Here is a 13,329-nt window from a genome sequence, read left to right as displayed (position 1 = left end):
ACCTCCTTCTATGGTTCCAGTTGTCCAATAGTCTTTACTCTCGCGCAAGGGATCACGCAAGTAAACACTTTTAGATAACTTAGAGAAATCATCTGTCAGTGGTATAATCCACTGACAGATGATTCCAAAATTAATAACGTGTTATTTTTTCTAACAGATTATTTTTTGATATAGGTATCCAGGATTTCCTGGTACTTGCCATTGGCTTTTACATTTGCCAAACCAGTATTAAACATCTCAAGCAACTCAGCATTTTCTCCGGCTTTAACAGCAAATCCGTAAGAACTACCTTTTTCCATTTCAGTTACCATTTTAAGTGGCACACCGCTGGCGATAGCATCACCAACGACGGGATAGTCTTCAAATAAGGCCGCTGAATTTCCCGCTTTCACATCTTCGTACATATTAGCCGAATCTGGGAAAGAAGATGTTGTAAAACCATACTGATCTTTAATCGATTCAGCAAAGGTTGACCCTTCAGTTCCTGTTTTGACCGCTACGTTTAGTCCTTTTAAATCTGCGTACGCCTTAATTGTATCGTTTGAAGATGATACGGCCATCACGACACCAGAATCAAAGTATGGGTCAGAAAAATCGAAGGTTTTTTTTCGTTCATCAGTAATACTCATTCCAGCGATCATCGCATCTGATTGACCGGTTGATACTTCGCCTAACGCTGCATCAAAGCCGACAGCCTTCAATTCATACGCGAAACCCTGATCTTCGGCAATGGCGGCTAAGAGATCAATATCAATCCCAACCCGTTCACCCTTTTCATTTTCATACTCAAATGGTTTGAAAGTTGTATCTGTAGCAACGACATATTTCTTTGCGTCACCACTGGTTGTTGTTCCGCCGGAACAAGCAGCCAATGATAAAACCATCGCTACGACCATAACCAAAACACCGAGCTTTGTAATTTTTTTCATTTCTTTTCCTCCTAATAATAATAAGTTTTGATGCATCTTTAGCCAATACACCCACTTTTATACAATGAGCAGTATATCATTTCTGCTTAAAATTCGCAATAAAAAAAACCATCGTTTATGATAAAAGGATGGTTCGTTTTTCGCCAATAATTGGCACGCTCCGTACCGATTAAATTACCCGATGTGCGCCAAACCCGTACAGGCTCGACGCATCTATCCGGTCGTACAATTTAACTGATACTGGCTAATCTTTATCTAGTCTTCCTGATTCTCGGTCAGATATTTCCGGATTGATTCATAATCACCTTCTGCCACGATGAACTCGGAGTCGAGATTTTCGAGTACCACTTCTTCCGGCAAGATTTCGATTTCTTTATCGACCATGTTTCGATTTTTTGCTTCAACTAATAATAAATCCTTTTGATCCAAGGCGATTTTGCGCTGATTGAGTCCCGCTTCAATCACATCTAAATCATTAATTCGTTTATTAATCAGTTTTGAAAGACGAATCAGATCATCCAAAACCTCATCCACTACAAACTGTTTGTCGATAATCATTTTTAATTTTTCACGAATCAGATTCCCGGCGGCGACAATTTTATCATCTCCGGCAATCGGTTCATAGTTTTCAACTTCCTTCTGAAACTCCCCGATCGCACTTTGTAGGTATTGGGTCTCCTGCATGGACTTTTCAATTTCATGAAACAGATAACCCAGGCGTCGCTCAATGGAAAGAAAACCGTCTTCATTGTCACCCCTATCGGTCACTTCCATTTTGGATGTCTTTAATGCCTCCATTTTTTCAAAACTGGGTTTTGTCTCCTTAAATGTTGGCAAGTCCGCAAAATGATCTTGACTTCCGGGTTGGAGGACTGGGTTAGGTATCTCCATTTCTGGTATCTGTGAGGGCATTTTTCCTGGCAATTCTGCTGACCGGTTATTGAGCGGTGCTTCTGATCCAATCCCAGTGCCATTTTTCGGTCTGGATTCCATTGCCGGCAATTCCACTGGCCTTTTTTCCGGCCTTGCTTTTAAACCCAAATCTTCCGGTCCGGATTCATTTCGGACTTCCATTTGATTTAACGGCATTCTATTCTCTTTTTTTAGATTTTCTTTGACTTCATTAAGAAAATCACTGGTTTGATAGCGTTTTTCTTCTTCTATGATTCGCGGTTCACTGACTTTGGGGGCTTCCATATAGCGTTGCTGACCCTTTTTTTCATTTTCCAGCAAACTGGTAAAGATGCTGTCATACTCGGACTCCGCTTCTTCATCCCGGGATAACCATGTTTTTTTCTCGCTTCGCCCCTTTTTTTCGGGCTTCTTTTCGGTTTTTAATGGCTCACTTCTTAATCCATTTTTAGGATCTTTTTTGTTTTTTTTCCTGGCGGTCCGATCTTCGACCAGGGTATTCTCATCATTTGTGTCACTGCCATCTTTACCAATGAGAACCCACCATAGAAAATGGCATAACGTGATTATCAGAAAGTCTGCAATAATTAAGCCGATAAAAAATTTAAGCGGTACCTCGGGGATCAGAAAGAAACACATCGCAAAGATAATGCCATTCCCCACGATTGAGATCGCTCCACCGATAAAAGGAATATTTTTGCCGAGCATATTTCTATTTAAATCGTATAAGGCTATAACAATTACTTTTATGCCGACAAAAAAACCCATCAGAATAATATAGGCATTCGCATTAGGAAGAGTCTGAATTACCTGATACCCTAATAAAAAAGCATATCCCGAGATGGCCAAGCCAACAATATCAAAGAATAACAAACCCCAACATTTACCAATACTTAGTTTCATCAAATCACTCCTTGTTGTCATTTTTTAGGGAGGTTCTGCGGTTTTCTTGCGAACTTCCTCCATCAATTGAAATCTGCCCAAAGGTTGATGTCAATGCGTCCAAGCCTTCTGAATCCCGGTATAGGGCTTCAATTTCCTGAAGTTTTTGATACTCACGATTCAATGTCGCTTCTTTTCGATTCACTTCTTCGTGACGTTTTTTTAAAATGGCCAGAGCCGTGCCCAATGAATCCAACATGTCCTGCACCATCTTTTCGCGTTTTTCGATATTGATGAGCTGGTTATTCAATTCCTCAGCCTTGTAATGAGGCATCTCGCCCTCACTGCCTAGAAAACGGGTTTCTTCTTCCTTAAGGTCTTTAAAGACACGATCAATATTCCCCTGATCATGGATTGGTGACTTATCCCCGGGCAGACTTTTCTCGGGCTGTGTTGGTCCATTTTGCACGGTTCTGAGGATCAACGATTTTAACTCTTCATCTTTTTTCAAAATCAACTTTTCTAAATTCTCAATGCGTGATTCAACATATTCAAAGTACTCATTTTTTTCATTGAGTTCCTGTTCATTTGCCATAATAACCCCACTCCTATATTCGCTATCATTCTTTGCCTACTATTATAACAAAGTTTTCCTAAAATGTATAACAAGATTTATATCCACCGCACTTTTTCTATTCATATTTTTTTTACAAATATTTACAAATATGATATAATACTCCCCTAGAAGTCTAAAACATAGAATATTTCGGACTCATTTCCAAATTGAAGACGTGAATAAGTCTATCCTAAGTCGCGTTTCTGCTTTAGATTTGCAAGTGAATATGTGCAGATCCAATGATTTCCAAATGAGGTATAAATTTGAATAATGAAAAAAGAAGTGTCATCAAAAATAAACGAAATCCATCATCCAAAAAAACATCAACACGAAATTCAAAACAAGATACCCGCCCACGGAGAACCGTTAAGGCGGAATATAAACCGACTTCTCAAAAAGAAAAAACAAAGCCTGTCATCCTGCCCTCGTCTTTACCCAAGAAACGAAAAAAATCCAGAGGCTTTATGAAAAAATTCATCCGGGCGATCTTGTTGATTATTATTTTTCTAATGGCCTCCGGCTTTGCTGTCAATGCTTTTTTCTTAGGGAATGTCACCAGTAATTTAAGCGGAAATTTAAGCCGCTATGGCATTAGTGATGAAGCTGCCAGCTTTGCAAAGCAACATAAAATTGTTAATGTTGCTGTTTTTGGCGTCGACGGCCGAGATGATGTTGAGGGTGAACGGACCGACACCATCATGATTGCCACTGCCGATTATGAGCACAGTAAGGTTAAAGTCGCCTCATTGATGCGTGACACCTATGTTTATATCAATCCCAAATACGACTATGACAAGTTAAATGCGGCCTACGCTTATGGTGGCCCAAGCCTGGCGCTGCAAACCATCAATCAGAATTTTGATACCACCATCACCGATTACATCACCATCGACTTTAACGCCATGGTTTCGATGGTCAATGCTGTGGGCGGTGTCACCATTGATATTGAAACCGAAGAAGAATTAGACTGGGTTAACGAATACCTGATGGATGTCAATGAAAAAGTCGAGACCGGTTCCCCGTTTTTAGAAGAGACCGGTCCTCAGCTTGTTGACGGTTCCCAGGCCCTGTCCTACTGCCGGGTACGCTATGTTGGCGACGGTGACTTTGACCGAACCTTACGGCAGCGAGTTGTTTTTGAACAGGTCTTGTCAAAGGCTTTGAACCTTGATCTTAAAGAACAATATAACCTGGTCATGACCACCTTGCCTTATGTTAAAACCTCTTTGGGCACCCTGGAAATAATCAAGTATGGGGCAAATCTGGCGCTTATGCCGTCAAAAGATATTGAGCAAAGTCGCTTCCCTGCCGACGAACTGATTTCACTTGATATGCTGGACGGGGTTTCCTATGTTGTTCCCGATACGCTGGTCGAAAACATTGAAGCCTTATATCAGTTTATTTATGAAACAGCCTATACGCCCTCGAAAACGGCCACTACTATCAGTGATGAGATTAAAGATACTTTGGAATAAAACGAATCCAACACCTGAGCAAATACTTTACTTGATATCGATCATGACCACTAATTTTTTCTTGAAATCAGTGGTCATGACTTATTTAAAGACCAATTAAGGAACGATAACTGATGAATAGATTTAAAAAAACGCTCCTGCCGACAAAACAATTTTTCCCTGACCCTACCCTTCCGACGCAATTAAGCCGCACGCATTTTTTTTCATGGTTTTTTCTTTTTCCGCTGTTCATTGCTTTTTTTGTTGAACTGATTCAGCGCGACAATCTCTTAGGTTTCTTTGCGTGGCAAAACGACTATGGACTAACCAGCTTTTACTTAAGCTATCTGATTGTGTTATTAACCTTTGCACTTATATATGCACTAACATCTCGCCTGGGTACAACGTCCCTGCTGATTGTCATTTTTTATATGGGTCTGGGATTGATCAATTTCTTTAAATTCAATCTCCGGGGTGAACCCTTTTTACCCTGGGATGTTTTCTTAAAAAACGAGGCCCTTAATGTGCTTTCAGATATTGAAGTCAACTTGCCGACAACTTTTGTGGGTCTGCTGATTTTATTACTGCTCCTTAGTCTGATGCCATTTCTTGTAAAAGAACCACGCTTCTCTATTAAATCCCGAATAATTCTCTTTGCTTCCTGTGGGATTCTTCTGGGGTCCTGTTTTTCTCAGGTTATTTTTAATCAGGACACCCTGACTTCCCTTGGCATTGAAGATCTGCGCTGGAACCAGACCATTAATTACGATCACAATGGCTTTTTAATCGCTTTTATGAACAACATGAAATATATAATGATCGATAAACCCGAAGACTACAATGCCGAAACAATCGAGGCGCTTCTTTCCGAGTTTGACTTTCAAGCAAATACCCTGGTTGACTCAAATGCCCTTCAAACGCCGAATATTATTTTCATTATGAGCGAATCTTTTTTTGACCCAACCCAGCTCCCCAATGTCAGTTTTTCAGCAGATCCCCTACCCACCGTCAATCAGATCCGTCAGGAAGGTGTCAGTGGCAATTTGCTGGTTTCAGAATTTGGCGGCGGTACGGCCAATACTGAGTTTGAAGTGCTCACCGGGCATAAAACCAGCTTTCTTCCCTCTGGTTCGATGGCGTACCAGCAGTATATCAAGGAAGAAACCGCCGCACTGCCGGCTTATTTGAAAAATGATGGTTATACCACCATGGCTGTCCATTCCTATGAAAAATGGTTCTGGAACCGCAACGATGTCTATCCGCTAATCGGTTTTGACAGCTTCGATGCTGACATTGATTTTCCTGATTCAGAGTACCGCGGAAATTATATTTCGGATCAGGTCGCCGTTGAAAAAGTTGTTACCAATTTTGAAAATCATCGCGCCCAGTCCTCAGACCCGGCCTTTTGTTTTCTCGTGACGATGCAAAACCACGGTGGCTATGATAATAAAAACTTCCCCGCTTTTGATGTTACCGTCGATGCACCGGATCTTTCATCGCAAAATCAACTGCTTCTGCAAAACTATGTCCAGGGGGTTTATGACGCCGACGCCGCATTAGGCCAATTGATTGACTACTTTAAAAGCAACCAGGAGCCCACCATTATTGTGATGTTTGGCGATCACCTGCCAACCCTGGGAGAAGATTACGAAATCTATCGCCAGCTGGGTTTTGCTTCTGAAGGTCCGCTGACTGATGCCGATTATAATAATCTTTACACCACCCCTTTTGTGATCTGGAACAATTATGACCTTAGTCCAAATAACTGGGGCACCCTCGATGCCAACTTGCTGGGGGCTGCGGTTCTGGAAGACGCACAGATGAATCTGCCGCTTTACTGGAAGATTTTACTGGAGCAGCGAGAAAACCGGGCCAATCAGAACAAGTTTGCTCTGTTCACCGCCGATATAATCGATGCCGACAGAGTCATTGCCGAAACGAATGCCTTCAATGCCAAACATTGGCTGCTTGAATACGACCTGCTTTTCGGAAATGGCTACAGTAACGCTTTTGACCATGACATTCTACAGACCGCTATCGATCAATAAAAAAGTGACTGATCGCGATTCCCGGATCGGGGTCATTTGTCCAGGAAACCTTTATTTCACCACAACGAATCGATACGGTAACCGGGAATTCAAAAGCCTCCCATTTTGCTGATCACGAAAAGAACCCGGTTTTCAATTTGAAAACCGGGTTCTTTGACAGTCTGCCGCTTTAAATACTTTAAAGCGTATTGAAAAAGCCACCCGCTACCTGATGGCCTGGAGTGGCTTTTTATTTAAATTAATTTTAAAAGTGATTCCAGATAGCCCAATACCCCCATAAAACCAAGTAGCTTAAAGAGCATGTTTTGTTTGTTACTCGTCATTAAGGGATTGAATTCTCGGTACATCAAGACTCCAAAGATGACCATGGCAATATACTGAAACAAAAAAGTTCGGGCACCAGACGCATACACCGTTGGCGAAAACCCCATTACTACCCGGGACATAATGGATGCCCCGATTGCCAGAATGGCAACGCCAAAGGTCTTCTCATCCTTAAACAAAATAACTGTCATTGCAATCAATGATAACACAAATATAAACATAAACACGAGGCCCAGATAGTGATAAAAGTTCAGCTGCCCTCCGATAATTCCGGATAAGGTAACCCAATCATGGATCGATTTTCCCGTTATTACCGAAAACAGGAAGCCGAATTTTGGACTTAAAACAAGAATTCGAGCCCAATTGATCATCAAGCAGATAACAAATGGGATGATCCCAATGATTCTGGGCAGCCAGGCTTTGTATTTTTGCCAGGAAAAAAGTCCAGCCATGGCCATTACCGTCAGCATAATAAAATTCTGATCGATGGTGAACATATGAGAGGTTGCCGAGACTGTTAACTTCTGAACGAATCCGAAGGTTGCATATTCTGGAAAATTGGCCACAATTTCTGATACTTCCCGAGCACCATTTCCCGGACATAGAAGAATAAAGAAAAGATTGCCGACCAGAATCGCTGCCATGAGAATGACAAAAATGGAATTTTTTTTGCGATAACCAAAATACAAACAAAAAATAAGATAAACTGACACGAGTATGGCCGCAACCAGTTCCATATTCATTCCAAATATGGCGGCCAGAAAATACAGCGGGTACTCATACCAATTGATGATTTCTCCCACACAAATTTTCTTAATCGGGTAAATAGCCACCAGCGCAAACGTCAACGGCCATAAATAATGAATGTTAGTCACGACCCAGCCAGCCGTTGTCATCATTGAAACAAAGGGGACGCAGATCAAAAGAAAAATAAGCGCCCAATTGGTTTTAAGTCTGTTTTTATCGACAAATATTCTCGAAATCATAACCGCGAGCAGACCATAAACGAGGATATTTACAACCGAAAAAAGCCAGAATGAATTTCCGGCAAAAAACGCCGCAACCGGCATGATCACAATCCGTGAACTCCACGTATAGTAAGCGTCACGGATAAAAGCCAAAACAGGCTGATGATAAAAAACGGTTCCATAGGTAATATCATCTCCAGAGGGTCTGACAAAAAAATGAAAGCTCATCACAAGCAAGCCAAAAAACAATATCGGGAAAAAATCCCAATTCACGATTTTCTTAATCTTTAATCTAAATATCTCCAAAATCACACACCTTCGTCCTTAAGGTAATAATACAATATTGGGAACCCCAAAATAATCCGCTAGTGCCCGATTGACCCAATGATTGGGATCAAGCTGCACATCCTTCAATCCATACATACCATTGTGACTGGACAAGGGTAAAATCCTCGGCACCTGAATGCTGGATTCATTTTTATGCTCCTCTATAATCCCAACCCGGGCAATATACTGTTTGTTGACCGTAATTGCATCAACACCTACATAACCCCAGGACATAATATAAAACAGCAGGATCGCACAACCGGGAATGATTACAAATTTTCTGACCCTTTTTTCGGTTAGCTTAAACTGAGCCAGCGCGTAAACCACGGCAATTATTAAAAACGCCGCCAACCCAAACATCGCCCGAGGCGGAAATTTAGGTGGTGCCAGCATAACAACCATGGCTGCTGCGGCTGCCACTGTAAAGATCCCAAAAATCACCCCTGCTTTTTTATTTTTTTCATTTTTTAATAACACAAAAGCGATAGCTGCCAGAATCACCAATGGCATCAGAGCATACAGATTGTAAGCAAAATAAGCGAGCCGGGTAATAATCGGATTTGCTCCCACCATCATGGTTACCTCCGCAACGGCCGACTCATTCTCTACCCGCAGGTTGTTTCCCGGGGCAAAGATCATGCATAAAAAACCACAGATGGAGAAAAATAAACCGGTGTAGGCGAATGTCGGAATCTTAATTTTGCGTTTATAATAAACCCCACAAAATAGCATCATAATCAAAATCATCGCCCCGGCCGTATTTTCATTGGTAATACCACTGATAAAAAATAGCGGAACCATCAGCAGCCCAAACCAGATGCTATTAAGCAGTTTGCCCTGTTTTTCTTCATATAAACGAAAGGGCAGAATGGCCAATAAAATAAGGGTTCCGCACCATAAATAATTACAGGAGCCGGTTAACCACATCACGGTCTGGCCATACATCGGTATGAAAAACCAGATCAGAACTGTTGTTAACAACAATAATTCAAAGCGGACGCTTCGGCCAACGGCCAGAAAATAAACCGCCAGGCAAAAAACAACATAGCAAAGGCTATTGGCAAGATTAAAAGCATCTTTTCCCAAAAACATAAACAGCTGGGTCAACGTTTCTGCTACAACCCGGCCACCCCAACTTGTGTAGTAAGAAATCTGTGAATTAATGATATCACCAAAATTCATGACTGGCGTTGATGTCCCAAAGATAAAGGTGTACACAAAATCATCCGCTATCAGCGGCGTTTTGACATTTAAAAAAAACATGTATAAAAAAGTTACGACCAGAATTGCCAAAAAAAGAATCCGATTCGTTTTTTGGGACTCCAGTAAATTCTGAATCACTTTATACTTTTTAACAAAACGATCCTTCTCCATCTTTTTCTCACCCTACTTTCTCTAAAACAGACTGTTACCATACCCTCTAAACGTTGTACTTATCGCAAAAAGTTCTTATCTTAAACAAATGCATAAATTAGGATTCCACCAACAATCAGGATATTACCAATAATTTTCCGTCGGCTTAACTTCTCTTTTAAAATGAGCATCCCCAAGATCCCGACATAGATATAACCGGTAGACTCTAGAACCGGTCCTAATGTTAACGGTACCCCACGATACGCAAAGGTGGTTAATAAGGCCGATCCAAAAAAGAAAAAATATGCCCCAATAACATAGGGATTTAAATATTCTCTAATCCGGGTTTCATAATGAATCATGGCACTTTTTTTCAGGATTACCTGAGATAAAGAGGCCACCAACACCGAAAACAGATACAACACATAATACATCCACGGGTTATTACTCATCACTCACCACCAAATAGATTCCTGAAACAATGATTATTGATCCTAACAGCATTCCTAAGCGCAGCGGTTCTCCAAAAATGAGATAACCCCATACAATCCCCCACAAAATCGTAATCGCCTTGTTGGCAAAAGCAACTGTTAAAGGAAATCGCTTTAAGATCTGTTGCCAGAGCAGTGCATAGACAAAAAGGACCATCAAAAACAAGCCATAAAAGAAAATAAACCCAAGTGAAAGAAAATCTTCCTGGCTGGCCAGCTTTGAGAAAACCGATCCGATTGAATAAAGCAACAGACTTGCATGCAGGAAAAAATAATTTCTTAATTTAATCGTTTCGCCACGATTTTTTTTATCATTCATTGATTAACTCCACTTTAAAAACCACACTCAATGTTGGCTCTTTTCTTTTTTTGTTTCTAATCGCAGCTCTGAAATTTTGTATAGCGAAATAACATTAAAAGCCGCAATCAGTGGGTAGGCACCTGCCAGATACCAGTAGGAAATCGCCACATAGGCCGAAATTTCTGTATAGGCAACCCCAACCATGAGCACAAAGGCACTCAATAACAGGCCCGTCAGAACCAACCAGAAATCGAGCAGATTATATTGATCCCGCCATTTCTTGTTAAATAACAAAAATGTTATCATCGCATAGGCAAGTCCCGCCAGCAGAAAGACAAGCACTCCCACAAGCTGATAAAAACTCTGGATAACATTCAGGCTATCAATCCGTAGCTGATCGTTCCATTTTGTCGCTTCGCCCGGATACTGGGCTAAATTATTGGTCACCCGTTCAAACAGGCGCAGTCCATTTCGGCCGTCATCAATGCTCTCCAGCACACTTGTTTCAAGTTTCTCATAACCCGCTACATAATGAAGGGTAACCAGAAAAGCCTTCGGTAATTCCTCCCAATACTCATCTCGCCAGGGCGACATAAGGGCTGAGGGCATCGTTTTTCTTCGCTCTAATTGACCGGTTTCAAACGCCTCTTCCAACTCTTTATTGACCTGCTTGTAAAAGTTATTCGCTGTTTGCGCATCACGATAATAGCCACTATTAGCCACTGCTTCGCGAATACTCCAGAAAAACCAACCGTCTTCAACTTCTCTAACGGCGACATCCTGATCATACCAGGACCAGCGGTCCATACTTGCATCAATTTCATCACTGATCCCATTAAGAGATGGCACCGCATCATAAATTTTTTCCATCGAGCTGCGCGGTACTGAAACATTATGAACCGCTTCTGTCGCTTCCACCGAATAGATCAGCTTAATGGTCTTGGTATAATCGCTGTCGTTTAATTCGTTGGTGGTATAGATCCCATAATAGGCATAATTAATTGACGCGATTAAAACGGTTGATAAAATCAGCATCATAACTGGCAGACCGACAATCGCACCTTTAGTCAGCTTATCCTTTAAGCGGAGTTCCTTACTAAAATAAAACGTCGCCCAGCAAATCAAAATGACTGTCAGCACCAGGGGGATAATCCAGATACCATCTTCCCGGGAATGCCACAGCGATGCTACCCCAAAACCACTCAATACCGCCCAGAAGGTCAGCTTACCATTTTTCTCAAAACGATTGAGGTAAACCGCGATCAGACTGCCGCTGATAATCAAAACCTGACCAGCAATGAGACTGTTCCGATACACCCGGGTAAAGGTCTCATTGGCAAAAGAAATCGGGTTTAGCATTAAGACCGCAAAGATAAAATAAAGCGGCCATTCGTTTTTAAACAGTTTTTTAGTACCAACAATAAAAATCACACAGGCAAGCGTGTAAAAACCAGGAATCGCAATACTGTAAGGAATTCCAAACAATGCATTGACCGCCAGAAATAACGGAAAGAACACCCCTTTTACCAGGGTCAATTCATGATACTCGCCTAGCCATTGCCCATTTAAAAGGGTTTCCGCCATTTTTACCATCATGCCATCATCGTGATCGGCACCGGGATGGGCAAAGATTGGCAAACCAGTCAGTAACACATGTTTTAAGATGATGATTGCTGCTATAAAAAAAATCAAACGATGTTTCTGGATAAAGCGAATCCCCCGCTCTAACTTCGATTTCGATAATAATTCAGCCATTTTCTCCTCATTTCTATGATTTATCGTCATTCTTCTGCCATAGTTCGTTGAGCAGATTCAAGTTTCTTTCAAAATTATGACGGTGTTGCTTTTTGAGCACTTCCAGAATTACCCCACAAAAATAACTGATAATGGCAATAATTCCCAGTGAGGTAATGACAATCAGAGTCGGGTATCTGGCCACTGTGCCAGTTTCTAAATAATTAAGTAGTATCGGTACAAAGAATGCTCCGCCAACCACCAGTAAAAATAACGAAATGATTGAGAAAAACGCATAGGGCTTCGTGTCTCTAAAAAGGGTTCCGATTGTTTTTAGCACCTTGTAGCCATCGGAATAGGTGTTAAGCTTGGATTCACTGCCTTCTGGGCGATCCCGATACTCAATTGGCACTTCGACAATCTTAAAATTATTATCCAATGCAAAGATGGTCATCTCGGTTTCAATTTCAAATCCTTTAGAAGTCACCGGGAAGGACTTAACAAATTCTTTTGTAAACCCCCGGGACCCCGTCATAATGTCTTTTACACTGGCTTTAAACAAAATATTAATCAGTTTTCGCACCAGGACATTACCAATATTATGAAAAGGCCGCTTATTTTCAGTAAAATACGTCGATGAAAGCCGATCACCAATGGCCATATCCGCTTGCTTACTGTATATTTGCTTTTCCAGCTCCAATGCAAATTCAGCCGGATAGGTGTCGTCACCGTCGGTCATAATATAACAGTCTGCATCGATCTCCCGAAACATCGATCGAACCACATTTCCTTTGCCCTGACGATACTCATACCGCACTGTTGCTCCGGCTTTTCTGGCGATCTCATCGGTGCCATCTGAAGAATTGTTATCATAAACGTAAATCTTTGCATGAGGCATCACTGCCTGATAATCCCTGATCACATTTTCGATCGTTTTCGATTCGTTATAACAGGGAATGAGTATTGCTGTTTTTTTAGTCTCTTCCATTT

11 protein-coding genes are annotated in these 13,329 nt (G+C 41.4%); 2 read left to right on the top strand and 9 right to left on the bottom strand.

The genetic code is table 11. The features are described 5' to 3' along the window. Positions 1-158 precede the first annotated feature (158 nt). The 3 genes from ACIZ62_RS01400 to ACIZ62_RS01390 all read right to left on the bottom strand — a co-directional run bounded on the left by ACIZ62_RS01400 (position 159) and on the right by ACIZ62_RS01390 (position 3,318). Positions 159-929, bottom strand: coding sequence for a transporter substrate-binding domain-containing protein (locus tag ACIZ62_RS01400; RefSeq protein ID WP_111888317.1), 771 nt, complete (start codon positions 927-929; stop codon positions 159-161). A 255-nt stretch (positions 930-1,184) separates the two neighbouring features. Beyond that, on the bottom strand, positions 1,185-2,744 hold the full coding sequence (locus tag ACIZ62_RS01395; protein ID WP_414151111.1) for a hypothetical protein: 1,560 nt from the start codon (positions 2,742-2,744) through the stop codon (positions 1,185-1,187). Positions 2,745-2,748: 4 nt separating this feature from the next. Beyond that, positions 2,749-3,318 (bottom strand): hypothetical protein, encoded by a 570-nt coding sequence (locus ACIZ62_RS01390; protein ID WP_111888319.1) that lies wholly within the window; start codon positions 3,316-3,318, stop codon positions 2,749-2,751. Between the two features lie 485 nt (positions 3,319-3,803). On the opposite strand from ACIZ62_RS01390, the gene ACIZ62_RS01385 reads away from it, so the two are divergent. Together ACIZ62_RS01385 and ACIZ62_RS01380 are read left to right on the top strand one after the other, a co-directional pair. Further along, positions 3,804-4,814, top strand: coding sequence for an LCP family protein (locus ACIZ62_RS01385; RefSeq protein ID WP_242988480.1), 1,011 nt, complete (start codon positions 3,804-3,806; stop codon positions 4,812-4,814). A gap of 113 nt (positions 4,815-4,927) precedes the next feature. Then, positions 4,928-6,841 carry an LTA synthase family protein gene (locus ACIZ62_RS01380; protein WP_414151110.1) on the top strand — a complete coding sequence of 638 codons (1,914 nt, stop codon included), beginning with the start codon at positions 4,928-4,930 and terminating at the stop codon, positions 6,839-6,841. Between the two features lie 233 nt (positions 6,842-7,074). On the opposite strand, the gene ACIZ62_RS01375 is transcribed toward ACIZ62_RS01380, so the two are convergent. The 6 genes from ACIZ62_RS01375 to ACIZ62_RS01350 all read right to left on the bottom strand — a co-directional run bounded on the left by ACIZ62_RS01375 (position 7,075) and on the right by ACIZ62_RS01350 (position 13,327). Further along, positions 7,075-8,439 carry a DUF6056 family protein gene (locus ACIZ62_RS01375; protein ID WP_162624501.1) on the bottom strand — a complete coding sequence of 455 codons (1,365 nt, stop codon included), beginning with the start codon at positions 8,437-8,439 and terminating at the stop codon, positions 7,075-7,077. Positions 8,440-8,457: 18 nt separating this feature from the next. Then, on the bottom strand, positions 8,458-9,834 hold the full coding sequence (locus ACIZ62_RS01370) for a DUF6056 family protein (protein ID WP_414151109.1): 1,377 nt from the start codon (positions 9,832-9,834) through the stop codon (positions 8,458-8,460). An 80-nt stretch (positions 9,835-9,914) separates the two neighbouring features. Further along, positions 9,915-10,265 (bottom strand): EamA family transporter, encoded by a 351-nt coding sequence (locus ACIZ62_RS01365; protein ID WP_111888324.1) that lies wholly within the window; start codon positions 10,263-10,265, stop codon positions 9,915-9,917. After that, the gene (locus ACIZ62_RS01360) at positions 10,258-10,623 is read right to left on the bottom strand and encodes a transporter (protein WP_111888325.1); all 366 of its coding nucleotides are present in this window, start codon (positions 10,621-10,623) and stop codon (positions 10,258-10,260) included. Before ACIZ62_RS01360 ends, ACIZ62_RS01365 begins: the two co-directional genes overlap by 8 nt. Positions 10,624-10,650: 27 nt before the next feature. Beyond that, positions 10,651-12,360 carry a hypothetical protein gene (locus ACIZ62_RS01355; RefSeq protein WP_414151108.1) on the bottom strand — a complete coding sequence of 570 codons (1,710 nt, stop codon included), beginning with the start codon at positions 12,358-12,360 and terminating at the stop codon, positions 10,651-10,653. 13 nt (positions 12,361-12,373) lie between these two features. Then, positions 12,374-13,327, bottom strand: a complete 954-nt coding sequence (locus ACIZ62_RS01350) for a glycosyltransferase family 2 protein (RefSeq protein WP_111888327.1) — start codon at positions 13,325-13,327, stop codon at positions 12,374-12,376. Positions 13,328-13,329 lie beyond the last annotated feature (2 nt).

It is taken from the genome of Acetobacterium carbinolicum, assembly GCF_047456275.1.
Lineage (GTDB): Bacteria > Bacillota > Clostridia > Eubacteriales > Eubacteriaceae > Acetobacterium > Acetobacterium carbinolicum.
The sequence above is the reverse complement of the archived record's forward strand: the minus strand, read 5'-3'. Positions and strand labels throughout refer to the sequence as shown.

Coding starts and splice junctions, on each gene's coding strand:
- ACIZ62_RS01400 (WP_111888317.1), bottom strand. CDS start 929: ATGAAAAAAATTACAAAGCTCGGTGTTTTGGTTATGGTCGTAGCGATG.
- ACIZ62_RS01395 (WP_414151111.1), bottom strand. CDS start 2,744: ATGAAACTAAGTATTGGTAAATGTTGGGGTTTGTTATTCTTTGATATT.
- ACIZ62_RS01390 (WP_111888319.1), bottom strand. CDS start 3,318: ATGGCAAATGAACAGGAACTCAATGAAAAAAATGAGTACTTTGAATAT.
- ACIZ62_RS01385 (WP_242988480.1), top strand. CDS start 3,804: ATGAAAAAATTCATCCGGGCGATCTTGTTGATTATTATTTTTCTAATG.
- ACIZ62_RS01380 (WP_414151110.1), top strand. CDS start 4,928: ATGAATAGATTTAAAAAAACGCTCCTGCCGACAAAACAATTTTTCCCT.
- ACIZ62_RS01370 (WP_414151109.1), bottom strand. CDS start 9,834: ATGGAGAAGGATCGTTTTGTTAAAAAGTATAAAGTGATTCAGAATTTA.
- ACIZ62_RS01365 (WP_111888324.1), bottom strand. CDS start 10,265: ATGAGTAATAACCCGTGGATGTATTATGTGTTGTATCTGTTTTCGGTG.
- ACIZ62_RS01360 (WP_111888325.1), bottom strand. CDS start 10,623: ATGAATGATAAAAAAAATCGTGGCGAAACGATTAAATTAAGAAATTAT.
- ACIZ62_RS01355 (WP_414151108.1), bottom strand. CDS start 12,360: ATGGCTGAATTATTATCGAAATCGAAGTTAGAGCGGGGGATTCGCTTT.
- ACIZ62_RS01350 (WP_111888327.1), bottom strand. CDS start 13,327: ATGGAAGAGACTAAAAAAACAGCAATACTCATTCCCTGTTATAACGAA.